Origin of the sequence: Baia soyae (assembly GCF_004341445.1) — a bacterium.
GTDB lineage: Bacteria > Bacillota > Bacilli > Thermoactinomycetales > Thermoactinomycetaceae > Baia > Baia soyae.
In genome coordinates this window covers 21,198-47,758 of the sequence record NZ_SLXV01000004.1, presented here as the reverse complement: position 1 = coordinate 47,758, position 26,561 = coordinate 21,198, and the positions used below count along the sequence as shown (strand labels likewise).

The following is a 26,561-nucleotide window of genomic DNA, read 5'->3' as shown; positions in this document are numbered from 1 at the left end:
AAACCGTTCAAGCTCTTGCCAAGAGAGCTTTTTTGACAGAGTATACGTATTTTGATATGCTTGTATCAAATTTATGCGTATTTTTTGAAATAACAAACAGTCAGGTTGAAGAACAAAATAGCTTCTTGTATATAGCATTTGTTTGTAAACCTTTTGGGAGGTGACTGGGATGTCTGAAGAGATTGGACATTATCTTCGGCAGGCCCGGGAGTCGATAGGACTGTCCCTCGACCAATTACAAGAAAAAACAAAGATCCAAAAACCTTTTCTTATAGCGATTGAAAATGGTGACTTTGATAAACTACCGAGCCCTTTTTATGTGAGGACCTATCTGCGTTCTTATGCCAATCAAGTCAAGGTAGAACCTCATCATATTTTGCGTCACTATCGAAAAGAAGAGCAGGCTGTGCGGTATGGAGTTCAACAAAATACGGCTGTTATGCCTGCTGTAGGACAGCAAACGGGTCATTTTTCCTTGAGTCAGACGACAATCCAGAAGCCTGCAAGTTCAAATCGTATTAAAGTTCAAACAGCACTTACGATTGCGAAGCCTAGTGCTAACACGCAAATACAGACCAAGCCGGTAATAGATCGGACTGCACAAACACAGAAACTGCGTGCAATCGATCAAACTCAGAGTCTATCTGCTACGAATCCATCGTTCGAGCCTGGAAAAACTCAGACGATGCCACCATTTAATCCAGCACAAACACAAAGGATGAAGGCACTAGAGAGTTCAGGAGTTAATCGTCCTAGTCGTACTTTACGCGAACAATCTATGACGATCGCTAAGAATCACAAGGTTCGTTCCGAGGAAACCACCCAAACGTCATCAACAGTGGTTCCTTCTGCGTCTACTACCAAGATAGGCCTAGTAGGACAGGAAACGGTACCGTTCGAGATGATAAAGGACCAAGGATTAGATCAAAAGCTTGGGACAACGAATTTATCGTCTACCATGCCTGGATCTGGATCGAAAAAGATGGAATCGAGCTCTCGCCTAGAAACGAAACGTGATCCTCGGTTTGAACGTACTGCTCGATTCGACACAAGAAATCAAACCGATCCTAAATTGGACGTAGGTCGTGAGTTGGAGACAGGTTTGGTTCCGCTCTCCGATACTATCATGACACGTCGTGAGAAATTTGGCTCTTCACGTGATGAAAAACTAGACTCACGCTACTCACAAGATGTAGAATCGCTCAAAACATTGAGCCGTAGTGCGATGAAAACGAGTCGTAGTTCTAAGTCTAAGTGGAAAGTTGATTTTCCTGTGAAATGGTACTGGATTGCGGGAGCTGCTGGACTCTTGGTGCTAGTTGTTGGAGTATTGATATATACTTTTTCTGGTGGAGATGATGCTAAGAAAACAAATACTTCTAAGCCAGCCACTACTGAACAAACAACGAAACCAGGAAGTGAAGCAAAGGAATCGACCCCTGATACACCGCCTTCAACTGAAACGGGTCCTGTTGAGATCGAAAAATCAGGTGCTGGAACGTATCATGTCTCGAAGGGGAATGAACTGAAGCTCTCTTTCAAATTAAAACAAGGCGCTTCTACTAGTGGACAAATTGTACTAAAAGATGCAGGGGGTAAAGATATTAAACCTGGGTTTGTTTTGAGTACCAAATATCCGAAAGCCCCAGAGATTTTATATACGTTTTCTGGAGATGCGAATAAGTTAACCATTTCCATCACCAAGCCAGATGACGTAGAGATTATGGCAAATGGAAATATATCCATTAATAAAGTGAATCCAGTTAAAGACCTTACATTTTTAGTGAAAAAATAATAAGATGGTTAAAAAATGTTCCTGAAAAAGCCTTTTAACAGGCTTTTTCTTTTGTTTTTCCTAGGATATACTGACATCAGAATGGAGAGTAGATGGGAGGACATCTTCAGAGCTATGGTAGACATGGAGCAAAAGTCATCATCACAACAAATCTCAAGTCAGTTCGTAAGTAGAAGAAAAAAACATGCTCAAAAGATAAAAAAGAAGCCAGTCCCTTGGTTCGGATGGTTGGGTGTAGCGCTTGTGGCTTTGGCTATTCCAGTTGGTTTTTATGCCTTCAAAGGAGGTTCACCGAATCAAGTGACTAAGTCTCCACCTGTCCCCACTGAAATGGAAATCGGTAAAAGTAATCCGAGTCGACCGGAAATAGAATTGCAACCTCATTCCGAAGGGAAAGACTCTGGTGAGCAATATCGCTTAGGTAATGTAGGCAAAGTAGAGGTTTCTCTTTCAAGTAAGAGTAGTGCTTCTTTTAAGGTGTATCGCGGTTCATCGAAAGGAACACCGCTAAAAGAGGGGAAACTTTCAGCAAATAATGTAGAAAAGATAGAAGATAAAAAAGAGTTGTATGTAACTATCGAAAATCCTGATCAAGTTCAATTAAAAGTAAATGGAATTCAAATTGATACATCCAATACGAAAAGCGCTCAATCATATCGATTTTTCTTAGTTGATTAAAGATTCGGTAAAAGAAGAGCTTTTTGTTGGTAAGCTTTTGACACCTTACTTTTGCATAGTTTATACTTACGGAAGGATTATCTGCTATCTACTACATATTTGGAAGAATTGATCACACATGAAATACATACCTGCGTATAATTCAGTCGCAATCCTGTTCGTTTCTTCCACACAAGGGATCATTGAGAGGATTTCCTCCAAGAACCAAATTAATGGATTGTCCAGGAGGTAGATCACAGTGAACGTAGCCAACAAGATAACAATGGCACGTATTTTTCTTGTTCCCGTGGTCATGATCTTTTTACTTGTTCGTTTTGATCTTGGATCGATACAATTTGGTCAAGTCACGATAACAGTGAGTGAATTGATTGCGACATTGGTATTTGTTCTAGCGGCTGTTACAGATGGTTTGGACGGCTATATAGCTCGAAAGAATAAAATAGTAACCAATCTCGGGAAATTTCTTGATCCTCTAGCAGATAAGCTATTAATTACAGCCGCACTCATTTCACTCGTAGAGATGAATCGATTAGAGGCATGGATGGCTATTATCATTATTAGTCGAGAGTTTGCTGTTACAGGATTGCGTTTGATTGGAGCAGTGGAAGGGAAAGTTATCGCTGCTAGCGCATTGGGGAAAGCGAAAACCATCATTCAGATCGTGGCAATCGTGGCGCTGATGTTAAACAATATTCCGTTTGCTGAGTATGCTATTCCGTTTGCCTTGATCGCCAAATGGCTGGCGGTGATGATTACGGTTGTATCAGGAGTCGATTATTTCTATAAAAATAGGAAATTTGTTTCACTTACCACTTCGAACTCGAAACAGTAAAGAGGAGACTCGCTTATGAAGGCGGAAGTCATTACCGTTGGAACAGAGTTGTTAATGGGATATACCTTAGATACTCACTCTGGCTTTCTATCACAGGAATGTGCCATGTTGGGGATACCGGTTCATTTCCATACTTCTGTAGATGATGATCGTGATCGACTTTACCAGACATTTCAGCTTGCCCAGTCTCGTTCTGAGTTAGTAATCGTTTGTGGTGGACTGGGTCCGACACTAGACGATTTGACAAAAGAAACATTGGCAGATTTTTTGAATGTTGAGTTGATCCAAGATCCAGCGGCCCTTGAAGCATTGCAATCCGCTTTTGCTGGACGCTCTATCCCCATGACACAGAACAATTTGAAACAAACATATGCATTTCCGAATGGAACTACTTTTTTAAACTCCAGAGGTACTGCTCCAGGTCTTGCTGTTACGTCTGAAGGAGTTACGTATATCCTTTTGCCAGGTCCTCCGGGTGAAATGCGCCCCATGTTTGAGGATCAGATTCGTGAATTTATTCTTTCCCTTATCCCAAATCGAAGGATAATTGTATCTCATCCTCTTTCATTTTTTGGAATTGGAGAATCTTTATTAGAAGATCAACTGAAGGATTTGATCCAATCAGAAACATCTCCATCTATCGCGACATATGCTGAAGAAGCGGGAGTTGTTTTGCGAATTACGGTAGAAGCCGATTCAGCGAAAGAGGCGAAGGCAAGAATCGAACTGATTCGACAAGAAATCCTTCATCGTGTAGGAGATTTTTGTTTTAGTGAGAAAAAAGAGGCGTTGGAAGAAGTTGTTCTATCTATTATGCAGGAACGGAAGCAGACCGTATCGATAGCAGAGAGTTGTACGGGCGGCTTCCTTACTTATCTACTAACCACCATACCAGGCTCCAGTCAAGCTGTGCTTGGTGGTGTCGTTACGTATACCAATAAAATTAAAGAGCGTATGACAAACGTTTCAGTAGATACGCTTCAAAAGTACGGTGCGATTAGTGGAGAAACCGCGACTGAGATGGCAGAGCACACCAGGGATCAATTCCAGAGTGATCTTGCCATCAGTGTGACAGGACTTGCGGGGCCAACGCCTGCGGAAGGAAAACCTGTTGGAGAGGTTTGGATTGCGATTGCCGCGAAAAATGGCAAGACTGAGGTCCATCATCATATGATCAGAGGGCAACGCAAACGAGTCCAGCTACTAGCAGCAAAATATGCTCTATTCCATCTATGGCAGAGATTAAAAAAAGGGTGATTTTACAACATGACGAAGAGTTTTGATGAATTTGGATTACAGCCAGATATTTTAAAAGGAATTTATGATATTGGTTTTGAAGAGCCTTCTCCGATTCAGATCGAATGTATCCCAGCAGTATTACGCGGGGAAGATGTGATTGGTCAGGCACAGACAGGAACAGGTAAGACTGCGGCTTTTGGGATTCCGATATTAGATCGAATTCAAACCCAAGTGAATCAAGTGCAAAGCATTATTATCACGCCTACTCGGGAGTTAGCGATTCAGGTGTCAGAAGAGTTACGGCGCCTTGGTCGGCCAGGTCGGATTAAAACACTCCCAATCTATGGTGGACAATCTATCGGACGCCAAGTAAAAGCATTGGAGCAAGGCGTTCATGTCGTTATTGGTACTCCAGGAAGGTTACTAGATCATTTGCGTCGTGGAACACTAAAGGTGGACGCAATTGAGGTGATCGTACTAGATGAAGCAGATGAAATGCTAGATATGGGTTTCATCGAGGACATTGAATCTGTGTTACGTTTTGTACCAACAGACCGCCAGCTTCTTCTTTTCTCAGCTACGATGCCTCCAGCTATTCGTCAGTTAGCGAATAAGTATATGCGCAAGCCACGGTATATTACGATTAATCGAGGCGATGTGAGTGTACCTATGATCAAGCAAGTATACTACCGGGTACTTGAGAATCATAAAATAGACGCGCTTTGTCGAATTTTAGATAGTGAGGAAGTAAATTTAGGAATTGTCTTCTGTCGTACGAAAAAAGGGGTAGATGAGCTAGCAGAAGCACTTCAGGCACGTGGCTATTTATCTGGCGGGCTACATGGAGATCTCCAGCAATACCAACGGGATCGCGTGATGAGTGCTTTCCGTAATAGTGAGATTGAATTGCTTGTTGCGACCGATGTAGCTGCACGTGGAATTGACGTGGGCAGTGTAACACACGTGATTAACTTTGATATTCCGCAAGATGTAGAGAGTTATGTACACCGAATTGGCCGTACGGGCCGTGCTGGTCGTGCGGGTGTTGCTTTAACTCTCGTAACTCCACGCGAGATGAAGCAATTGCGTACGATTGAAGAGGAAACAGGTAACCGTTTGAAATCAAAAGAGCTTCCTACTTTAGAAGAGATTGCTACCAAGCAACAGCAGACATGGATGACTCAAATCGGAGAAGTAATCCAAGCTGAGACAGATCTTAGCCTATTCGAAGAGATGTTAGGACAATTGAGTGAGAAGTACTCCGCAGAAAAGGTAGCTGCAGCTGCGCTTTATCTGTCCTTCTCAGAAAGATTTTCTAAAGGCCCTGATGCAGGATATAACTTTGGAGAAACAGGTGCGTCGCCAGGTATGGTTCGGTTCTTTATCAATGTCGGACGTAATGTAAATATGCGCCCACAAGAGTTGGCACAAGCGATTGCTGATCATGCAGGAATTGCCTTGCGCCAGGTTGGACGAATTAATATCTATGACCGTTTCTCATTTGTAGAAGTGCCAGAAGATGTAGCTCCATTTGTCTATGAAGCACTTCGTCAATCTAAAATCAACGGTGCGCGTGTGAATATGGAACCTGCTCGTCCGCGTACGAGTACACCTCCTTCTGAACGTACAGCACGTACAGCGCCACCTAGAGGATAAGCATAAAAAAGAACCATCCAACAGGATGGTTCTTTTTTATGGGTGAATATGGAATTTCGATGAATCGTAATGCCTAGTCTGCAATTCCAAGAGCAATCTTGGCATAGCGGGACATGCGACTCTTGTCCCAAGGAGGATCATAGACGATATTTACTTCCACATCTTGGACATTGTTTACTTTCATAACTGCTTCGGTGACCATGCCGTGGATAGTGCCAGAGAGAGGGCATCCCATTGCGGTTAGTGTCATCGTGACGGTAACTTTTTGCTTGTCATCAATTTCCAGATTGTAGATAAGCCCAAGATTTACGATATCGATATGAAGCTCTGGGTCGAGCACATTTTCTAATTCATCTAAAATGGCTTCTTTCATTACGTCCTGATTCAAGGTAATAGCCTCCCATACGATGTTCGGTTTCTCTCCTTCTTACAATGTACCATAGCCAAATCAAAAACAAAAAACGAATGGATGTTCGTAAAATGGTATTGGCAGTAAATGAAAAACAAGGTATGATAATACTAGTACATAAATGGACTAGAGGAGTGGGTGCATTGTCAGATCGTCGTCAGGCTTTAGAAATCGCACTTAGACAAATTGAAAAACAATTCGGAAAAGGTTCCGTTATGCGCATGGGTGAGGAATCGACTCTCCAAGTGGAGACGGCCTCTACTGGTGCTCTCGCATTAGATATTGCACTGGGAATTGGTGGATTCCCTCGCGGAAGAATTATTGAGGTATACGGACCAGAATCTTCAGGTAAGACGACGGTTGCTTTGCACGCGATTGCAGAAGTACAGAAAATGGGTGGACAAGCTGCATTTATTGATGCGGAACATGCACTAGATCCAGTTTACGCTCAAAAGTTAGGTGTAAATATCTCTGAGATGCTTTTATCTCAACCAGATACAGGGGAACAAGCTTTGGAAATTGCGGAAGCACTCGTTCGTAGTGGCGCTGTCGATGTGATCGTAATCGACTCTGTAGCAGCACTGGTTCCTAAGGCAGAGATTGAAGGGGAGATGGGAGACTCTCATGTAGGTCTTCAAGCTCGCTTGATGTCACAAGCACTGCGGAAGCTTTCTGGAGCTATTAATAAATCAAAGACCATCGCGATCTTTATTAACCAGATTCGTGAAAAAGTAGGGGTTATGTTTGGTAACCCTGAGGTAACGCCAGGTGGCCGTGCGTTAAAGTTTTACTCGAGTGTTCGGCTTGAAGTTCGTCGTGCTGAAACGATTAAGCAAGGTACGGACATGGTAGGGAATCGCACGAAGATTAAAGTAGTAAAAAACAAAGTAGCTCCTCCATTTAAAACAGCTGAAGTAGATATTATGTTCGGAGAAGGAATCTCTCGTGAAGGTAGTGCACTGGATATTGCTACCGAATTGGATATTGTGAATAAGAGTGGTGCTTGGTACTCCTTTGAAGGGGAGCGTTTGGGTCAAGGTCGTGAAAATGCAAAGTTATTCTTGAAAGAGAATCCTGCATTGTTTATTGAGATCGAAAATCGAATTCGTACCCATTATGAGTTACCACTTGCACAAGTCCCAGCTCCAGCTGTAGAGGAAAAAAGTGAGCCTCGCGGTCGTAAAGCAAAAGAACAAGCAGATTCTGACCCGATTATTACGGCAGCTTTAGCAGCAGGTCTTGACCAAGAAGATTAAAAAAGGGCGGGTGAAGAAAGTGAGTTCGAATATCACCCGGATCGAAAAGGAATCAGCATTGGGCAGACGTTACCACATTTATGTGGATGGAGAGTTTGCGCTCTCTATCCATGAGGATGTGTTAGTCAAATTCCGACTACATAAAGGGATGGATGTAGGTGAGGCTGATTGCCAGCACTGGTTGCTTGCTGAGGAACAGAATCGTGCTCGTCAAATCGCCTTTAAGTATATAGGCTATCGTCCACGTACGGTTTACCAGGTTCACCAGCACCTCTTAGAAAAAGGATTTTCTCTTGAGCATATCCAAGTAACCACAGAGGAATTGGTGCAGCAAGGTTATCTCAATGACGGGCAATACGCTATGGCGTGGGTTGAGGAACGGCAGAGGCTGAAGGGCCTAGGATCGACTCGATTACGTCAAGAATTAAAGCAAAAAGGCGTGGCGGATCATTGGATTGACAAGGCATTATCCTACATTGAACAAGATGAAGAGCGCCAACTGGCAATGACCCTTGCCGAGAGGCGCTATTCTCGTATTCAAGACGACCTTTGGTCAAAAGTAGAACGGAAACTCGGACAATACTTAATGAGACGTGGTTTTTCAGCGGATATTGTCTACCCAATTTTAAAACATTTTCGGTCCATTCATCGGCACGAAAAGGGGGATCGTTTGTGAAGATACTCTATTTTACGGATACCCACATTCGTGGGAATTCACCACGAAGTCGGAAGGATGATTTTCCATCCACGATCCGTAGAAAAATGGAAGAGATTATCGAACTTGCCAATGTGCATCAAGTAGATTATGTGTTACATGGTGGGGATGTATTTGATCATCCTAATCTATCGCCAGCAGTGGTAGGGGATTTTGCGAGTTTGTTTCGTGGCTTTGGAGTGCCGGTCTATGCGATTGCAGGGAATCATGATGTATATGCCCATAATCCGATTACTCTCCCGCGTACGATGCTAGGATTGCTGGATGCGTTTGGTACATTGCAACTGGTACACGAAGGAAATCGTATCAAGCTAGAGAAAGATGGCATCGTGGTACAACTTAGTGGTCAGCCTTTCCACTATGATTTAGATAAGCGCGACATTGCCCTTGATTATGCTGTTAAGAATGAGATGGAAGCTCATTTTTGTATTCATATGGTACATAGTATGTTGGTTGATCGTCCGTTGCCTGATAGCGTGGGTCATACTTTGATTTCTCAATTATGGGAGTTAGACAGCGATGTGGATGTCGTTTTGACAGGGCACTATCATGCAGGATTTCCGGTCCAGCATCGGGAAGGAAGATATGTGCTCAATCCAGGAGCGATTGCACGGGTAAATAATCATCTATCTGAGATGAGGCGAACACCTCAAGTGGTATTGCTTACCCTAACAGACTGTGTGGATGTTACCGTGATCCCGCTAACTTCTGCGCAATTAGGCGAGGAGATCTTGGATCGGAGTCACATTGAAAAGGCACGTTATCAGGAAGAGCGTTGGGCGGAATTCACGAGACAAGTAGACGCTGCGTTGGAGTTAAAGACATTAAATGTGGATACGATTATTGAAACGATTGCGGAGAACGATCAAATTCAAGAACAGGTAAGATTAGATGCCTTACGAAGAATTAGCAAGGCAAAAGAGATGCGGGGAGGAGAGGGCGCGTGAAGCAATTTCGGAAGCTGGAGATCCATAACTTTCAATCTCATGAGCATACGGTCGTACAACTCTCTCCTGGTTTAAACGTATTTGTAGGTGCATCTGATAATGGGAAGAGCGCTATTTTACGGGCTCTGCGTTGGGTGTTGTTTAATGTTCCTCGTGGGGCTGATTATATTCGTACAGGAACAACCAAGTGTCAAGTAACCCTTACGATGGACGACGGGACAGAGATTGAACGGATCCGCAGTACAGGCTCGATTAATCGCTATATCTTGCGCAAGCCGGATGAACAAGAGATGATTTTTGAAGGGTTTGGTTCAGAAGTTCCACATGAAATCACAGAAATTCATCAGATGACACCTGTGAAATTAGATGCCGCGCAAGAGATTCTTCTTCAGTTTGGTAGTCAATTAGAAGGGCCTTTCCTACTATCTGAATCTCCTGGGACTAAGGCAAAAATGTTAGGCTTTATCAGTGGTGCGCAGATCATTGATGTAGCTTTAAAACAGGCTAACAGTGATCGAAAGGCGATTTTAGAGGAAGGAAGAAGAACAGAGCGAAACAAAGAATCCCTACTGGAACAGTTGAAGCCCTATGAGGATTTAGGTAATGTACGTCGCCAACTAGATGAGAGTAAGCAGAAGATTGCTAGAATCAAAGAGTTGAAGCATAGGCTCTGGCAACTTCGAAAGACAGCTCACCTCTATATAGAAGTGAAACAGGAGCAAGTGTATTGGACTGGAGTGCTAGAATCGTTATCACAACTCCCTCAAGCCGAGATGAAAAAAGCAGAGTTAGAGATGATGGCTTTTCAGCAAATACAACTACAACAAAGACTAACCAGATGGAAGAATCATCAAAGTGGAAAACGTCAGTGCCAGCAACAACTGGTTCATCTTGAGAAATCCCCAGAGGCGGAAACACGTTTGGCCCAGCTTATGGATTTGTCTATTCGATTCAAACTACTTTTCCGCCTATACCATAGCTATGAGAATGTAAAGTCAGAGCAAGCACAAACGATACAGGTTTTAGAGAGGAATCAGAACCTTAGAGAAGCCGCAGAGCGTTTTCAGCAGATGATTCATGAAAGTGAGAAAAAGGCTCAGTTGGGCCACAGATGGAAAATCTATCAATCTATTTACTCTCAAAAACAACAGCAACTAGCCGTTTTAGCCAAAACAGAGGCGATTGATCAAGTTTGTCGGATTTTACTACCTAAATTGGAAACACATAAAAAACAAATGGAATTATATCGTGAACAACGATCAAAATACGTTTACCTCCATCAACGGGTGATGAAAGGTCGAAAGTATTGTACAGACCAAGAAGAAGAGATTAAACATTTAACCGAAGAATACGTAAGGTTGCTTCAAGTAAATAAGAAGTGTCCAACATGTGGTTCCCAGATTCATGGGGATGTATTGGAACATCTAATGGGCGAATTAGGAGGCGATGTATATGCTACAATTAGAAGATAAGATGAAAGAGTTAAAGGTCCGAATTGAAACGGCTAGAGAGCAAAGAACACGGGCAGAGGGAAAATTAGAGAATCTAGAGAAGCAAGAGGCGGAGTTGTTAAACGAGTTAGAGCAGTTAGGGGTAAAACCGGAAGAGCTTGAAGAAGAGATCGGCCGTCTGGAGAGAGAGATTCAAAGAGGAATCCAGGAAGTAAACGATCTCCTGCCTAAGGGGCTGACTTAGATGGAGATAGATCTCTCTCTAGAAGCTCTAGAGAAAAGAGTAAGGCAATATGAAACAGAGTGGTCTGAAAGGAAAGGGAAACAGGACCTTCTTTTAGAACAGCTTCATGAAGTGGAAAAACATTGGCAACTTTATCAAGAGGAAAAAGAATTACTCGATCAAGTTCGCATTCTATTTCAAAAAGCCTCTGACTATGCGAGACAACAAGCAAAAGCACAACTAGAGTTACTGGTAACAAGGGCGTTGCAAATGGTATTTGGTCCCGCCTTTTCTTTTATCATTGAATTGTCGGAAGCTGGAAAAAATCCAAGCGCGGAGTTTTTTGTTGTCACCGACTGGGACGGAATGCAGGTAAAAAACAAACCTCAAGACTCACGCGGGGGAGGAATTGTTGATATAATTTCTCTTGCTTTGCGAATTGCACTCATTACAACGATTCAACCTCGTGTAGAGGGGCCGTTAATTTTAGACGAACCTGGCAAACATGTAAGTAAGGACTATGTTGTCCCGATGGTTCAATTTCTCCAGCTCATTTCGCAAACATACGGAAGACAAATCATCCTTGTTACACATAATAGTGATTTGACCGAATCTGCGGATCAAGTCTATGAAGTGCGCCTAAATGGTGGGAAGTCGGAGGTAGTCCTTCTTACCTCTCCTTGACAATGGTAATTTATAAATAATAAAATCAAGTTATATCTTTTTTCAGAGGGATGACTTTGAAAGAGATGTGCTTGGTTTGAGAAGTTCCTATGATGATGCATATGAAATGATCAATTTGCTGGATATTCAGCCTAACTTGGTAAAGAGCAAACAACAGAGGGACAAGCTTAATGGACCGAAATGAATCGGTCTTGTTTTTTAATAAAAGAAAAGAGGAGGTGAAAGCGGATGCAATTGGAAACCATCATTCTGCTTTTAGCCTCACTATTGGCAGGATTTGGGGTAGGTTACTGGATTCGGAAAGTGAGTGCGGAAGCTCGCATTGGAAGTGCTGAGAAAGAAGCGCAGGCCATAATTGAAAAGGCACATCAAAATGCGGAAGCAGCCAAAAAAGAAAAGATTTTTGAGGCACGTGATGAAGCCCATCAGCTTCGGATGGATGTAGAAAAAGAAATTCGTGAACAGCGAAACGAATTACAACGTTTTGAACGGCGTCTTGAACAAAAAGAAGAAACGCTCGAACGAAAGCAACATGGTGTAGAACGTCGCGAGGAAGCTCAAGCGAATAAGGAACGCCAACTAGAAGCGCGAGTGGAGCAAATCGAAGATCTGTATCAAAAGCAAGTTCGTGAGATGGAACGGATTTCGAACTTGACTACAGACGAAGCAAGACAGTTGATCCTAACCAGAGTAGAAAACGAGATGCGTCATGAAACGGCTCAAATCGTGAAGGATATGGAGCAACAAGCTTTAGAAGAAGGAGATAAGCGTGCGCGTAATATCTTGTCTCTCTGTATCCAACGTTGTGCCGCAGATCATGTAGCGGAAACAACAGTCTCTGTGGTTACCCTACCGAACGATGAGATGAAGGGACGAATCATTGGGCGTGAAGGGCGTAATATCCGTACTTTAGAAACATTGACTGGTATTGACCTCATTATTGATGATACGCCAGAAGCGGTTATTCTGTCTGGCTTTGATCCAATTCGTCGTGAAGTAGCTCGAGTCGCACTCGAAAAACTCGTAGCAGATGGTCGAATCCATCCAGCTCGCATTGAAGAGATGGTGGAGAAATCACGCCGTGATGTGGATGAACGCATTCGAGAATACGGAGAGCAAGCTACTTTTGAGACAGGTGTTCATGGAATCCACCCGGATTTGATCAAGATTGTAGGTCGATTGAAATTCCGTACAAGTTATGGACAAAATGTCTTAAAACATTCGATGGAAGTGGCACATCTCTGTGGATTGCTAGCAGCCGAACTAGGTGAAGATATTCATTTGGCGAAACGTGCAGGTCTTTTGCATGATATCGGGAAAGCAATTGACCACGAAGTGGAAGGTTCTCATGTAGAAATTGGTGTAGAATTGGCCAAGAAGTACAGTGAACATCCAGTCGTAATCAATAGTATTGCTTCCCATCATGGTGATTGTGAGGCAGAAAGTGTCATTGCTGTGTTAGTACGTGCGGCTGATGCACTATCGGCAGCTCGCCCAGGAGCACGACGTGAGACGTTAGAAGCGTATATCAAGCGACTGGAGAAACTAGAAGAGATCTGTGAGTCGTTTGAAGGTGTCGAGAAATCGTATGCTATTCAAGCAGGACGTGAATGCCGTATTATTGTTCGCCCAGAAGAAGTGGATGATGTAGAGGCAAGTCGTCTTGCACGTGAGATTACGAAACAGATTGAGAGTCAACTGGACTATCCAGGACAAATCAAGGTGACGGTAATCCGCGAAACAAGATCGGTAGAGTATGCAAAATAAAGTGGCTGGAACGCCGCTTTATTTTTTTTATTAAGTTCATTTTTATGATGAGGTTGGAGGAAATATTAAATTTATGAGAATTTTAATGATAGGTGATATCGTGGGCCGGCTTGGTCGACAAACTCTCCAAACGTACGTACCAAAGTTAAAAAGTGCTTATCAACCGGATGTGATCGTTGTAAATGCGGAGAATTCCGCGAATAACGGGCGAGGGGTTACGAAAGAGATTGTTCGAGAGTTCCGATCATTAGGGGTGCATTGTTTAACACTAGGCAATCATACGTGGGGACAGTCTGAGATCTTTGATTTTATTGAAGAAGAAGAACACCTAGTACGACCTGCCAACTACCCTGAAGGAACACCTGGTAAAGGATTTACTACTCTTTCGACTCCGAAAGGGAAAGTGACGGTTATGAATCTGATGGGGCGTAGTTTTATGTCTCCTCTTACTTTGGATTGCCCGATGAAAAGTTTTGAAAAAATGTACAAACAAATATCGGCAGGACACTATATTTTGGTTGATTTTCATGCTGAAACTACCTCTGAGAAACAATCTTTTGCTTGGTTTGTAGATGGAAAGGCATCTGCGGTGATTGGCACGCATACACATGTACAAACAGCAGATGAACGAATCCTTCCTAAAGGCACAGCTTATCTAACAGATGTGGGAATGGTGGGTCCTTATGATGGAATAATTGGAATGGATCGGGAGCTAGTCATTCGTCGTTATCTCACTCAGTTGCCCGTCCGTTTCGAAGTAGCTGGAGGTAGGTTTCAGTTAAATGCTGTTCTTCTTGATTTTGACTCTTCGACTAAAAAAGCTAGACGAATTCAAAGGATTCGAATTGACGAAGACTCACCGTGGTTTCATTAATGACTTCGGTAGTTTTCGAATAAAATTCTTTCTGATTTTTCATTTCTATCTACATTTTTAAGAAGGAATTTTTAAAACTTAGTCGAATATATTAGGAGTGGACTCACTCATAACCATCGAGGAGGTACAGTCATGGAAGTATTAAAAGTTTCAGCAAAATCCAACCCGAATTCTGTAGCAGGCGCACTCGCTGGGGTTTTGCGTGAACGCGGTCAAGCGGAAATGCAAGCTATTGGAGCGGGTGCACTTAATCAAGCAGTGAAAGCTGTTGCGATTGCACGAGGATTTGTGGCGCCTAGTGGGATTGATCTCATATGCGTTCCAGCATTTACAGACATTGTAATCGATGGAGAAGAGCGTACGGCGATCAAATTAATTGTAGAACCTCGCTAAAACCTAGACTTTGTATATAACTTTTAGGTAAAACCTGTTTATCATAATAGACAGGTTTATTTTTTATTTGAGATTGATTTTACGGGGGAACATATATGTGGGTGATAGATGGACATTGTGACGTGCTGTTAAAATTGTGGAATTCTCCAGACGAACATCACTTCTATGAAGAAGAATCCACACTAGATGTTTCGTATCATGGCCTATGCTCCGCTAACAGTTTCATACAAAACTTTGCTGTCTTTGTCCCACCGCGAATTCCTGTAGGACAGCAATTTTTAGCGGCGGCCCAGCAAATTGATATTTTTTATCATAAGGTGCTCCAGGATCAATCGAAGATGGCTTTGATTACCAATCGCAATGAGTTGGATGGTCTACGAGTGGCTCGTGAAAAGGACGACCATGCTCCAATTGGGGCAATCTTATCTCTAGAAGGTGCAGACGCTCTTCAAGGGGAGATTGCTTATTTGCGTTTATTTCATCGTCTAGGAGTGCGCTCCATGGGTCTAACGTGGAACTATGCAAACGAAGTGGCAGATGGAGTGCAAGAATTACGCAACGGGGGGATTACTCGATTTGGACACCAAGTTTTGGAAGAAATGAGGAAGCTAAAGATGATTTGCGATGTATCCCATCTCTCCATCCGAAGTTTCTGGGATGTGATGGAGTATACTGATTTGGCGGTGATGGCTAGTCACTCCAATACACGCGCCTTATGTCCGCATGTCCGAAATTTAGAGGATGATCAAATTCGAGCCTTGATTCAGAAAGACGGTATGATTGGTGTGACATTTGTTCCATGCTTTGTGCATCAACCATCAAACGAGTCTAATATAAGTCATGTCATACGACATATTGAACATATTTGTGAGCTGGGAGGAGCGGATTCTATCATGTTTGGTTCTGACTTTGATGGAATTGAGGAAAAAGTGACTGGTTTGGAAACGGCAAAGCAGTACACTTCATTCATCCACATGCTACTGCAATATTATCCATCTGATTTAGTAGAAAAATGGGCATGGAAAAGCAGTTATGTATTCTATAGTAAAGCGTTTTCATAACATATTGTATAAATATACATGCATATGAATTAATTTTAGTGGTTTATTGGTGCAATGAAACAAAATGTGAACAATTTTAGAGGGGAAACGGTTGCTTTTTCAGGTGGGCAGGTCTAGAATGATAAATGAAAATGCGTTAGACGACTCACCACAAAAAATGGACTGTATCTTTTCGTTTGTGAAGAGCCGATCTAGAATCTAACATATACATTATATTGTAATCGTTTTGTTTGGGAGTTTAAAGGAGATGAGTTCATGATTAAGCAGCTTTCGTGGAAAGTGGGCGGACAGCAAGGTGAAGGGATTGACAGTGCCGGTGAGATTCTTTCGACTGCATTAAACCGACAAGGTTATCATCTATACGCGTATCGCCACTTTTCCTCTCGGATTAAAGGTGGACATTCGAATACTAAGCTTCGTATGAGTACCGATCCAATCGGTTCGATCGCCGATGACCTCGATATTTTGGTTGCATTTGACCAAGAAACGATCGATCTTAATGCACATGAGTTAATCAAAAACGGCGTCATCTTGGCAGATGAAAAGTTTGATCCTACATTGCCTGAAGGTATTACAGCTCACTTATTAGCGGTACCATTCACGAAAATCGCTGAAGAAGTTGGCATGGCTCAGATGAAAAATATGGTGGCGGTAGGTGCTTCGACAGCTCTACTCGGATTGCCACTTGCTGCGTTCCGTGAAGTAATCGAAGGACGCTTCTTGAAAAAAGGGCAAAAAGTCGTTGATAAAAACATGGAAGCAATTGAACGCGGCCGTGACTATGTGAAAGAACTTGCAATCGATGACCTTCCTGATTTTGAATTAGCTACTTCTGATGGTCAAAAGCGTCTTTACATGATCGGTAACGATGCGATTGCATTTGGAGCTGTTGCGGCTGGTGCTCGTTTGATGGCTGCATACCCAATTACTCCATCATCTGAAATTATGGAATACCTGATTCGGAAACTTCCTGAGTTTGGTGGAACAGTTGTTCAGACAGAAGATGAATTAGCAGCGATTACCATGACTATCGGTGCTAACTATGGTGGTGTGCGTGCGCTAACAGCTTCTGCTGGTCCTGGACTTTCTTTGATGACAGAAGCAATCGGACTTGCTGGTATGACAGAAACCCCATGTGTGATCGTGGATACCCAACGTGGTGGTCCAAGTACGGGTCTACCAACGAAACAAGAGCAATCCGATGTGCTTTCTATGCTATATAGCACTCACGGAGAGATCCCTAAAATCGTAATCGCTCCAAGCTCTGCTGAAGAGTGTTTCTACGATACGATTGAAGCATTTAACATGGCTGAGAAGTATCAATGTCCGGTTATTATCTTAACGGACCTAGCGGTATCTCTAGGGAAGCAGACAGTTGATCCATTATCTTACGATCGAGTAAGTATTGACCGTGGAAAACTGCTTCCATTTGATGGAGATCTTCCGCAATTGGGCGACTCAGAATTGTTCCCGCGCTATGAGCTTACAGAAGATGGAATTTCTCGTCGTACGCTTCCAGGTACTAAAAATGGTATTCACCATGTTACAGGTGTTGAGCATAGCGAGACAGGTCGTCCTTCTGAAAGTGCTGAAAACCGGATTAACATGATGGATAAACGTTTAGGAAAACTTAGCCAGGATATCGGTTACACCAATCCAGTAGCGGTTGATGCACCTCACGAAGAAGCAGATCTTCTCGTAATTGGTTTTAACTCAACCAAAGGTAGCATTGCTGAGGCGAGAGAACGTCTTGAATTAGATGGTTTAAAAGTAAACCAAGCACATGTACGTCAGTTAATGCCTTTCCCAACTGATTTATTGGCAGAGCAAATGAAGAACGCGAAAAAAGTTCTTGTCGTTGAAAACAATGCAACAGGTCAGTTGACCTCCTTAATTAAGATGAATGTAGGAATGGCTGAGAAAATCGAATTCTATGGTAAGTATGATGGAAATCCATTTTACCCAGCTGAAATTACAAACGCATGTAAGGAGCTGTTAGTTCATGGCAACATTTAAAGATTTCCGCAACAAAGTGAAACCCAACTGGTGCCCAGGTTGCGGGGACTTCTCAGTACTCGCAGCTATGCAACGCGCGTTTGCTAATGTAGGCCTGGAGCCAGAAGAGGTAGCAATTGTTTCCGGAATCGGCTGTTCGGGTCGAATCTCTGGTTATGTAAATGCGTACGGCTTACACGGAGTACATGGTCGTGCGTTGCCAATTGCCCAAGGTCTAAAATTGGCGAATCGTGACTTAACAGTCGTAGCATCAGGTGGAGATGGTGATGGTTTTGCCATCGGTATGGGTCATACGGTACATGCGATCCGTCGTAATGTAGACGTTACTTATATCGTAATGGATAACCAAATCTACGGTTTGACAAAAGGACAAACTTCTCCACGTAGTGCACAAGGATTCCAGACGAAAAGTACGCCTCAAGGATCGATTGAACAAGCGATTTCTCCATTGGAATTAGCACTATCATTAAATGCTGGCTTTGTAGCACAATCATTCTCCAGTGACTTGAAGCAACTTACTCACGTGATTGAAGAAGGATTGAAGCATAAAGGCTTTAGCTTAATCAACGTGTACAGCCCTTGTGTAACATACAACAAGATTAATACCTACGAATGGTTTAAGCAGAACATCGTAAACCTAGATACCTTAGAAGGATACGATAATGCTAACCGAGGACAAGCGATGCAAACATTGATGGAGCATGATGGCTTGGTAACGGGTATTCTTTATCAAAACAAAGAACGTCTACCTTATGAAGCAATGATTAAAGGCTTTAAAGAAGAAGGTTTGGCAAAACAAGATCTTAACATCTCGGAAGAGCAATTTGACCGTCTCATGGCTGAATTCGCATAAGATCTTATGTCCTCATTTTTCTTCCTTATATAGACGAACAAGGATCTCGAATTTTTCGGGATCCTTGTTTTTATCGGATTTTCATAAATAAATGTCTATAAATTATTTTTATATTATCAGACTAGTTTTCTACACAAACAAAAATGAAAAATCCTCTTACAATCAATAAGAACATAAAATAAAAAAGGTATTCTCACCCTCCTTAAGTTGTGAAAGAGGAAAGAATACCTTTTTGTTATGATAAAACTATTCGTCCTTATTTGTTGCCGTAGCCATGGACGCTTCCTTTTGGTTTTTAAAGCGAGCTTCTAAGAAATTGCCTTTGCCAACACTAATTGCCGCTATTAACCCGATGACGGAGAAGACGACAGCGAGATAAAAGCCGTGGTTGATAGCAAGTTCGAGCGCATCACGTAGAAACTGTTTAATTTGTGGAGGGACTTGCCCACCAGCGTGCATAAGAATTTCGGGATTTGCTAATTGATCCACTTTATCTGCTGGGATGCCTAATTTAGTTGCACCATCTTGTATTTTATGTTGGAGTTGATTATTTACGATCGTTGCCATGATGGAAGCACCTAATACCCCACCGATATTACGCCAGAAACCGATAATAGAACTCGTGATACCTAGATAGCGAGGCTCTACATTGGCCGCGATAGCATTTTGAGCAGTACTCATCAATGGTCCTAGTGCAAAGGCACCCAATATGATCATCAGAATGGTGATAGTGGTCCAGGATGCAGTATGGGATAGCATGGTTAGTGCAATGCTAATTCCAATAGCAGATAGCATCGAAATCGTCGCTAAAGTACGGAAGGAGATCTTACTTTGCAGGATACCTGCTACACTCGCCCCAACCATCAAGGAAAACATCATAGGAGTAAGTAGGCTGTTAGAGTTTGTTTTTCCGAGTACAGCCACGGCAAAGATAGGTAGATACGTAATTGCAGCAAACAGAATGGCACCTTGGCACAGACACATGAGACTGGTTCCACGTACTACTTTGTTTTTAAAGAGGTGCAGTGGCAAGATAGGTTCGGCAACCCTCTTCTCGGTCATGATAAAGGCGACTCCAAATATCATGGAGAGGGCAAATAAACCAATAATCTGCCAAGACCCCCATGCATACTCTTTTCCACCCCACTCGACTGCGAGCATAAACGAAACGGTTGTAATAATAATAAAGACGGTTCCGAAGTAATCAATCTTAGGTCGTACTTGAGAACGAGATTCTTGTAGAGCAAACAGTAGAATGACAAAGGCTAGGATGCCAACGGGCACGTTTACAAAGAAACACCAACGCCAATCCAAAGAAGAGGAGATCCATGTTCCGAGCTGTGGCCCTGCTACAGAAGATAATCCGAAGATCCCAGCAAATACACCAGTGAGCTTAGATGCTTCTTTTGGATCAGTGAACAATGAAAAGATAATGGTAAAACTAATGGGCATGAGTGACCCGGCACCAATCCCTTGAAGGACACGTGACCAGATCAACTGATCAATATTTTGGGAGAATCCACATAGGACAGACCCAGTGAGAAACAGCCCAATTCCAATTAAGTATAGTAATTTCCGACCAAAGATATCAGACATTTTGCCAAAAACTAACATCGTACTGGTGGAAGCGAGCACATAAGCGGTAAACACCCAGCTTACTCGGTCAAAACCGCCAATATCCTCAATGACGGCATTAATTGCAGCAGAGGTGATCGTGTTATCTAGCGACGCCATTAAGATACCAAGTGCCATGGCTAGAAGAACCAGTTTATTTTTCCCTTGCAAGGTAATTCCTCCAACGTATTTTTGTTTTGTTATATAGGAAGCTATTAACGTCTTTCGAATAACGAAATTCATTATATCAATCTGGCCCCGATTGGGTCAATCAATGAGTTTTGTCCGCTCTAAAAGGACATGTTGCTACTACCCTTATGGCCTTAAATCATTTATAATGATTCATGATCTTATATATAACCGAACGAGGAAAAGGAAAGGAGTGTCCGTCATGGAGGGAACTATGCGCGCTCTGGTTAAACATCATCAAGATGAAGGGGCACAATTACGTGAAGTACCAATCCCAACCATTGGGCCAGATGAAGCATTAATTGAGGTAAAAGCTTCCAGTATCTGTGGAACAGATGTTCATATTTATACATGGGATGAATGGGCACAGAGCCGGGTTAAACCACCTTATGTATTTGGTCATGAATTGGGTGGAGTTGTAGTAGCGGTTGGTGAAAACGTTTCCAATTTGCAAGTAGGTGATCATGTCTCTGCCGAAACCCATATCGTATGTGGTCATTGTGTAGCGTGTCGACGGAATGATTACCATGTTTGCCTTAACACTCAAATCATCGGGGTAGATAGAGATGGATGCTTTACCAAATATGTTGCCCTTCCGGCATCTAATTTATGGGTGAATGATCCAAGCTTGCCATTTGAAATCGCATCCTTAATGGAACCGATGGGAAATGCTGTTCATACGGTCTTATCAGGAGAGGTAGCTGGACGTAGTGTCGCTGTAGTAGGATGTGGTCCGATTGGTATTATGGCGGCGGCGGTTGCTAAAGCAGCTGGTGCCTCTAAAGTAATTGCGCTAGATGTAAATGAATATCGTTTGAACCTTGCTGAACAGATGGGAGCTACACATATCATTCGCTCTCATAAAGAAGACCCAGTAAAAGCGATCCAAGCCATTACGCGAGGAGAGGGTGTAGAAGTAGCTTTGGAGATGTCTGGACATCCGATTGCGATGAAACAGGCATTTGAGATGCTAACTCCAGGAGGGAGAATCTCCATCCTAAGCCTACCGACTCGTCCGATTGAATTAGATATAACCAATGACATTGTGTTTAAAGGAATTACAGTCAAAGGGATCACAGGACGCCGCATGTATGAGACATGGCAACAAACTGCTTCTTTCTTAGAGTCAGGAGCTGTAGACTTGAATCCACTCGTTACACACCGCCTATCCTTAGATGATTTTGAAGAAGGATTTGAACTAATGAAAAGTGGACGTAGTGGGAAAGTTGTTTTTTCTCTATAATGAAATAGATAAAACGATAACAGAAGAGGTGTAAGCATGAACCCATTTGCACATCTGGAAGAGGAAATTCAAAGCTGGAAAGATGCAGGCATGTATCGTCAGCTTACGGAAATCGAATCAGAGCAAGGTGCTCGGGTTGTGATTCGTGGAAAAGAAGCCATTCAGCTTTCATCGAATAACTACTTAGGTCTAACGACCCATCCGCGTTTGCGTAAGGCAGCGATTGAGGCGGTTGAAAAATTTGGTGCTGGTACAGGTTCTGTTCGTACCATTGCGGGGACATTTTCTCTTCATGAGGAATTTGAGCGTAAATTGGCTGAGTTCAAACATACAGAAGCAGCTCTAGTATTCCAATCTGGATTTACCGCCAATGTCGGGGTTGTGGCAACGATTTTATCTGCTGAAGATGTAGTGATTAGTGATGAGCTAAACCATGCCAGCATTATCGATGGCATTCGTCTTACGAAAGCAGGACGCCGAATTTATAAGCATGTGGATATGGAAGATTTGGAGAAGGCGCTACAAGAAACGCAATCTGCACGGATGCGCTTAATTGTAACGGATGGCGTATTTAGTATGGATGGCAACATTGCCCCGCTCCCGCAAATCGTGGAGCTTGCAGAGAAATACAATGCGATTGTCATGGTAGATGATGCTCATGCGAGTGGTGTCTTGGGCCGTAATGGTCGTGGTACGGTTGATCATTTTGATCTAAATGGTCGTGTGCATATTCAAATTGGTACCTTATCGAAGGCGATCGGTGTCTTGGGAGGTTATGTAGCAGGGCCTAAAGTATTACGTGAATATTTGATTCAACGTGCTCGCCCGTTCTTATTTAGCACTTCGCATCCACCAGCAGTAACGGCTGCCTGTTTGGAAGCAGTTAATGTGTTGCTAGAAGAGCCTGAGATTATGGAACGCCTTTGGGATAATGCCCGCTTCTTTAAAGAGGGACTTTCTAGACTAGGCTTTAATACAGGTCATAGTGAAACCCCTGTTACACCCGTTATTATTGGTGATGATGCCCTCACGATGAAGTTTTCTGATGCCTTATTTGAAGAGGGTGTATATGCCCAAGGAATTGCTTTCCCGACTGTTCAAAAAGGGAAAGCCCGTGTACGGACGATTGTAACAGCTAGCCAGACCAAAGAAGATCTTCAACAAGCACTGGCTGCTTTTGAAAAGGTTGGAAAAGAGTTAGGTGTCATTTCCTAATAAAATAGTGAGAATAGAGAAGGCAGTAGATCTACATGTAGGTCTACTGCCTTTTATTGTTGTAGATTCATAGAGTTACATATATGAGACAACTACTCTGTTGTGTGCTTTCTTAAGTTTCATTTGTTTTTACAACATAACTAATAGATAACAGGGGATACTATCCAAAGATCTTATAAGTGATACATGTTTAAAGGAGTTAAATCAGTTGGAAATAGTACCCCCTAAGTTGGAAAAAACAAGTCATCATAAGTTGACAAAGAGAAATCTGTTAAAACGTATTTTGGTCATTTTACTGGGAGCTATGTTAGTTGCCGTCGGATTAGAAATTTTTTTACTCCCCAACCAGGTAATTGATGGAGGGATTGTTGGTATTTCTATGATTCTCTCTTATTTAACAGGTCTGAAGTTAGGTATTCTTTTGTTTGTACTAAATCTCCCATTCTTTTTCTTGGGGTATAAGCAAATTGGTAAAACGTTTGCGCTTTCCACCATGTTTGGTGTGGCAGTTATGTCGATCGGCACCTATTCTCTTCACTCGCTGCCTCCTCTCACAAATGACCCTCTACTGGCATCTATATTTGGTGGAATCATGGTAGGGATTGGAGTTGGGTTAGTCATTCGATATGGCGGATCTCTTGATGGAACTGAGATTCTTGCCATCCTTTTTAATAAGAGGTCTCCCTTCTCTGTCGGTCAAATTGTTTTGTTCTTTAACTTGTTTATCTTGGGAAGTGCGGGCTTTTTATTTGGTTGGGAGCGTGCTATGTATTCTTTTATTGCTTATTTCATCGTATTTAAGCTCCTCGACGTTGTAATCGCAGGATTTGATGAAACCAAGCTCGTTTGGATTATGAGTGAAGAACCGGAAAAGCTAGGCAATTGCATCTTGAAACACCTTGGAAGAGGGGTTACCTACTTGAGCGGGGAAGGTGGATACACGGGAGAGTACAAAAAGGTAATCTTCTGTGTTGTGACGCGCCTCGAAGAAGTAAAGCTAAAGGAAATTGTAGAAGATATAGACCCACAAGCTTTTTTGGCCGTTGGTAATATTCATGAGGTAAAGGGTGGACATTTTAAGATGAGGGCTGTTCACTAGAGTCATATCCTTCTATGATTCGTCATGATTCTAGTTTTTAGTTAACAGATTAGTCCTTTTGTCTCATTATTTGATAGTGTGAATGAGGCCAGTTAGGATATAGTAGTAAGAGAGTATACATATAAACTGATAAACATTTCGTTTGGGATTGTGCACAAGGGGAAATTTACTCATATGAAACAAAATCAAACACAAAACGAACCAAAAATTCAACGATGTAAACGCTGTAAGAAACGTGCACGGATGGAAGAAGTAAATCTTTGTCCACTATGTTATGAGAAAAAATGTAAAGAAGTGGAGAAGGAATTTGAACAGAGCAAACAATTATTTCGGAAATGGTATCTAAAACGAGATTGGTTAGTGCTGGATACGGAGTCTACAGGGGGTGGACGGGAGGACGAAATTATTGAGATCGGTATCACAGACGCGGAGGGAACGATTTTATTCGAATCACTTGTCAAACCTTCTCAGCCGATTCCAAAGCGGACGACGGATATCCATGGTATTACAGATGAAATGGTACAAGATGCCCCTGGATGGTCTGAAATTTGGCCGGAAGTAGGTAGCATTATTCAAGGGAAGACCGTTTTAATGTATGCCTCTGATGCAGATATCATGATGATTCGTAGAACCTGTAAGAAGTATCAATTGCCACTGATTAGTTACGATCCGCGGTGTGTGATGAAAATGTATAAGCAGTTACACCGAGATGAACGCTTTGTTTCCTTAACAAGGGCGTTAGGGCAGAAAGAAATTGAATACATTCCAAGTCATCGGGCTACCAGTGATTGTGAGGGATTACGTTTGCTGGTTCTATCAATAGGTGGGCAACTCATGGAGGAAGAAGCTCAGGTATAGATCTTTAAAAATTAGAAGTTCATAAATGAGAGGGAGAATACATAAATGGAATTACTCAAACCTTATGAACGCAATTTCATTCGTCAGCAGTTACATCATCTCATTCAAACGGTTTACTTTGTGGGTGATTTTCGGACATTGCGAGCGATTGAAGAGGCAGTGGAAATAAAGATCGGGGAAGTGATTCATCGTTTGGATCCTGAGGTTAAGGATTTATTTCGAAATGTAAGCAGATTTCGTGGACAGGATGAAGTAAATGAATTTATGAAGCTACTATCCCCTTACGTAGAGAAGTTTCCAAAGGTTACATCGAGCCAAGTTCGAAAGCTGTTTCCGAAAGTAAAAAAGATGAATATACCCGATTTTGAAAACATGGATGATTCTACTCTCGGTTATTTAGGTTGGCGGGACGTAGGAACACAGTCTCTTTACCTTGTTTACTATGAAGAGGGAGAACTATATGGCCTTGCGTGTCGATACACGCCCCTTTCCGGAAATAAAAGTAGCTTCTGCTGTTTATGTAACCAGAGTCGAATGGGAAGCCAGATTGGACTGGTAACGACGAAACGAAGTCAAGAATTGGTATCCGGAAATTATATGTGTCTGGATAGTCAGGAGTGCAATCAGGATTTAACGGATATGAGTAAGTTACGGGAATTCATGGGGATCAAACCAGAGGCTATTTAACTAGGGTTCAACAATCCTTTGAGAATGTAGGGCGGATGCTGATATAATGAATACAAAAATCAAAGGATTAAAATGAATGAATAAAAACACCGTAGAAATTTATTGGATTAAGATTCCTTCAGCTATGCATTCTGATGAGTTGAGCCCGTATACAGCTATCTTAGATCAAAAAGAAGCAGAAAAACTCTATTCTTATCTAGTTGACCATAAGAAGAAAGAGTTCCTGTTGGGAAGAATGTTGTTAAAAGGGGTACTAGGTCAATATTTGGGGTTAGAATCGGCTGATATAAGGTTTCAAGAAAACGAATATGGGAAGCTGTATCTAACTCCGAACTTACAAGAGAAGAAACAGATCTATTTTAACCTAACCCATACAGACGGTCTCGTGGCATGTGCTGTTACGCGAACGGGTGAAGTTGGGATTGATGTTGAAAACACAGTCAAAGATCACTTGGAAGTAATGCCTCTCGTGTTTCAAGAAGAAGAACAAGCATTTGTTAAAAAGCCAAATGATCTTGAAACTAGGCTTCAACATTTTTACTGGCTTTGGACTCGGAAAGAGGCAGTTATGAAGGCAGCGGGTAAAGGCTTTTCCATGAAGCCGTTATCATTTACCGTACCTCTTCTTCATCATAGGGAGTTTGATGGTGAATATCACTTTTATACGTTTCATCCCAAGCCAGATTGCATGATATCGATTGCACTAAGTTCAAAGCAGGAAGCAGAACCATTTTACAGAGTGAAAGAGATCAAATACGATGAATTATCCAAGCTTGAAAAAAACCTAGTGATCACATAGATCACTAG

25 protein-coding genes are annotated in these 26,561 nt (G+C 42.3%); 23 read left to right on the top strand and 2 right to left on the bottom strand.

Annotated features, from left to right (window positions below):
- The first annotated feature begins 169 nt into the window (after positions 1 to 169).
- The 5 genes from EDD57_RS02235 to EDD57_RS02215 all read left to right on the top strand — a co-directional run bounded on the left by EDD57_RS02235 (position 170) and on the right by EDD57_RS02215 (position 6,200).
- Positions 170 to 1,795: a helix-turn-helix domain-containing protein gene (locus tag EDD57_RS02235; RefSeq protein WP_131847856.1), complete on the top strand. Its 1,626-nt coding sequence runs from the start codon at positions 170 to 172 to the stop codon at positions 1,793 to 1,795.
- A gap of 81 nt (positions 1,796 to 1,876) precedes the next feature.
- Positions 1,877 to 2,473 (top strand): hypothetical protein, encoded by a 597-nt coding sequence (locus EDD57_RS02230; protein WP_131847855.1) that lies wholly within the window; start codon positions 1,877 to 1,879, stop codon positions 2,471 to 2,473.
- A gap of 238 nt (positions 2,474 to 2,711) precedes the next feature.
- Positions 2,712 to 3,305 (top strand): CDP-diacylglycerol--glycerol-3-phosphate 3-phosphatidyltransferase, encoded by a 594-nt coding sequence (gene pgsA / locus EDD57_RS02225; protein WP_131847854.1) that lies wholly within the window; start codon positions 2,712 to 2,714, stop codon positions 3,303 to 3,305.
- Positions 3,306 to 3,320: 15 nt separating this feature from the next.
- Positions 3,321 to 4,562, top strand: coding sequence for a competence/damage-inducible protein A (locus EDD57_RS02220; protein ID WP_131847853.1), 1,242 nt, complete (start codon positions 3,321 to 3,323; stop codon positions 4,560 to 4,562).
- 9 nt (positions 4,563 to 4,571) lie between these two features.
- On the top strand, positions 4,572 to 6,200 hold the full coding sequence (locus EDD57_RS02215; protein WP_131847852.1) for a DEAD/DEAH box helicase: 1,629 nt from the start codon (positions 4,572 to 4,574) through the stop codon (positions 6,198 to 6,200).
- Between the two features lie 73 nt (positions 6,201 to 6,273).
- Here the strand turns inward: EDD57_RS02215 and EDD57_RS02210 are convergent, their stop codons facing one another.
- The gene (locus EDD57_RS02210; protein ID WP_243649411.1) at positions 6,274 to 6,588 is read right to left on the bottom strand and encodes a metal-sulfur cluster assembly factor; all 315 of its coding nucleotides are present in this window, start codon (positions 6,586 to 6,588) and stop codon (positions 6,274 to 6,276) included.
- A 164-nt stretch (positions 6,589 to 6,752) separates the two neighbouring features.
- Here EDD57_RS02210 and recA point away from each other — a divergent pair, with 164 nt between their 5' ends.
- The 12 genes from recA to EDD57_RS02150 all read left to right on the top strand — a co-directional run bounded on the left by recA (position 6,753) and on the right by EDD57_RS02150 (position 18,849).
- Positions 6,753 to 7,865 carry a recombinase RecA gene (gene recA / locus EDD57_RS02205; protein WP_131847851.1) on the top strand — a complete coding sequence of 371 codons (1,113 nt, stop codon included), beginning with the start codon at positions 6,753 to 6,755 and terminating at the stop codon, positions 7,863 to 7,865.
- Entirely contained in the window at positions 7,849 to 8,541 is a 693-nt protein-coding gene (locus EDD57_RS02200; protein WP_131847850.1) for a RecX family transcriptional regulator, read from the top strand. The genes recA and EDD57_RS02200 overlap by 17 nt, the downstream gene beginning before the upstream one ends.
- Complete coding sequence (locus tag EDD57_RS02195; RefSeq protein ID WP_131847849.1) at positions 8,538 to 9,527, top strand: metallophosphoesterase family protein; 990 nt, start codon at positions 8,538 to 8,540, stop codon at positions 9,525 to 9,527. Before EDD57_RS02200 ends, EDD57_RS02195 begins: the two co-directional genes overlap by 4 nt.
- Positions 9,524 to 10,999, top strand: a complete 1,476-nt coding sequence (locus EDD57_RS02190) for an AAA family ATPase (protein ID WP_131847848.1) — start codon at positions 9,524 to 9,526, stop codon at positions 10,997 to 10,999. Before EDD57_RS02195 ends, EDD57_RS02190 begins: the two co-directional genes overlap by 4 nt.
- Positions 10,980 to 11,222, top strand: coding sequence for a hypothetical protein (locus EDD57_RS02185; RefSeq protein ID WP_131847847.1), 243 nt, complete (start codon positions 10,980 to 10,982; stop codon positions 11,220 to 11,222). Before EDD57_RS02190 ends, EDD57_RS02185 begins: the two co-directional genes overlap by 20 nt.
- Positions 11,223 to 11,885, top strand: coding sequence for an ATP-binding protein (locus EDD57_RS02180; RefSeq protein ID WP_131847846.1), 663 nt, complete (start codon positions 11,223 to 11,225; stop codon positions 11,883 to 11,885).
- A 228-nt stretch (positions 11,886 to 12,113) separates the two neighbouring features.
- The gene (rny, locus tag EDD57_RS02175) at positions 12,114 to 13,652 is read left to right on the top strand and encodes a ribonuclease Y (RefSeq protein ID WP_131847845.1); all 1,539 of its coding nucleotides are present in this window, start codon (positions 12,114 to 12,116) and stop codon (positions 13,650 to 13,652) included.
- A 73-nt stretch (positions 13,653 to 13,725) separates the two neighbouring features.
- A complete protein-coding gene (locus EDD57_RS02170) occupies positions 13,726 to 14,526 on the top strand; it encodes a TIGR00282 family metallophosphoesterase (RefSeq protein WP_131847844.1) in 801 nt (266 codons plus the stop codon).
- A gap of 132 nt (positions 14,527 to 14,658) precedes the next feature.
- A complete protein-coding gene (locus EDD57_RS02165) occupies positions 14,659 to 14,919 on the top strand; it encodes a stage V sporulation protein S (RefSeq protein ID WP_072332452.1) in 261 nt (86 codons plus the stop codon).
- A 95-nt stretch (positions 14,920 to 15,014) separates the two neighbouring features.
- Positions 15,015 to 15,980 (top strand): dipeptidase, encoded by a 966-nt coding sequence (locus EDD57_RS02160; protein WP_131847843.1) that lies wholly within the window; start codon positions 15,015 to 15,017, stop codon positions 15,978 to 15,980.
- Positions 15,981 to 16,235: 255 nt separating this feature from the next.
- Entirely contained in the window at positions 16,236 to 17,996 is a 1,761-nt protein-coding gene (locus EDD57_RS02155) for a 2-oxoacid:acceptor oxidoreductase subunit alpha (protein WP_131847842.1), read from the top strand.
- Complete coding sequence (locus tag EDD57_RS02150) at positions 17,983 to 18,849, top strand: 2-oxoacid:ferredoxin oxidoreductase subunit beta (RefSeq protein ID WP_131847841.1); 867 nt, start codon at positions 17,983 to 17,985, stop codon at positions 18,847 to 18,849. The genes EDD57_RS02155 and EDD57_RS02150 overlap by 14 nt, the downstream gene beginning before the upstream one ends.
- A gap of 246 nt (positions 18,850 to 19,095) precedes the next feature.
- On the opposite strand, the gene EDD57_RS02145 is transcribed toward EDD57_RS02150, so the two are convergent.
- Positions 19,096 to 20,634, bottom strand: a complete 1,539-nt coding sequence (locus tag EDD57_RS02145; RefSeq protein WP_243649410.1) for a DHA2 family efflux MFS transporter permease subunit — start codon at positions 20,632 to 20,634, stop codon at positions 19,096 to 19,098.
- Between the two features lie 220 nt (positions 20,635 to 20,854).
- Here EDD57_RS02145 and tdh point away from each other — a divergent pair, with 220 nt between their 5' ends.
- The 6 genes from tdh to EDD57_RS02115 all read left to right on the top strand — a co-directional run bounded on the left by tdh (position 20,855) and on the right by EDD57_RS02115 (position 26,553).
- Positions 20,855 to 21,895 carry an L-threonine 3-dehydrogenase gene (gene tdh, locus EDD57_RS02140; RefSeq protein ID WP_131847839.1) on the top strand — a complete coding sequence of 347 codons (1,041 nt, stop codon included), beginning with the start codon at positions 20,855 to 20,857 and terminating at the stop codon, positions 21,893 to 21,895.
- Positions 21,896 to 21,931: 36 nt separating this feature from the next.
- The gene (locus tag EDD57_RS02135) at positions 21,932 to 23,110 is read left to right on the top strand and encodes a glycine C-acetyltransferase (RefSeq protein WP_131847838.1); all 1,179 of its coding nucleotides are present in this window, start codon (positions 21,932 to 21,934) and stop codon (positions 23,108 to 23,110) included.
- A gap of 214 nt (positions 23,111 to 23,324) precedes the next feature.
- Positions 23,325 to 24,209, top strand: coding sequence for a YitT family protein (locus EDD57_RS02130; RefSeq protein ID WP_131847916.1), 885 nt, complete (start codon positions 23,325 to 23,327; stop codon positions 24,207 to 24,209).
- Between the two features lie 174 nt (positions 24,210 to 24,383).
- Entirely contained in the window at positions 24,384 to 25,067 is a 684-nt protein-coding gene (locus EDD57_RS02125; RefSeq protein WP_131847837.1) for a 3'-5' exonuclease, read from the top strand.
- Between the two features lie 45 nt (positions 25,068 to 25,112).
- Positions 25,113 to 25,754 carry a FusB/FusC family EF-G-binding protein gene (locus tag EDD57_RS02120; protein ID WP_131847836.1) on the top strand — a complete coding sequence of 214 codons (642 nt, stop codon included), beginning with the start codon at positions 25,113 to 25,115 and terminating at the stop codon, positions 25,752 to 25,754.
- Between the two features lie 76 nt (positions 25,755 to 25,830).
- On the top strand, positions 25,831 to 26,553 hold the full coding sequence (locus EDD57_RS02115; protein ID WP_131847835.1) for a 4'-phosphopantetheinyl transferase family protein: 723 nt from the start codon (positions 25,831 to 25,833) through the stop codon (positions 26,551 to 26,553).
- The last annotated feature ends 8 nt before the right edge of the window (positions 26,554 to 26,561 follow it).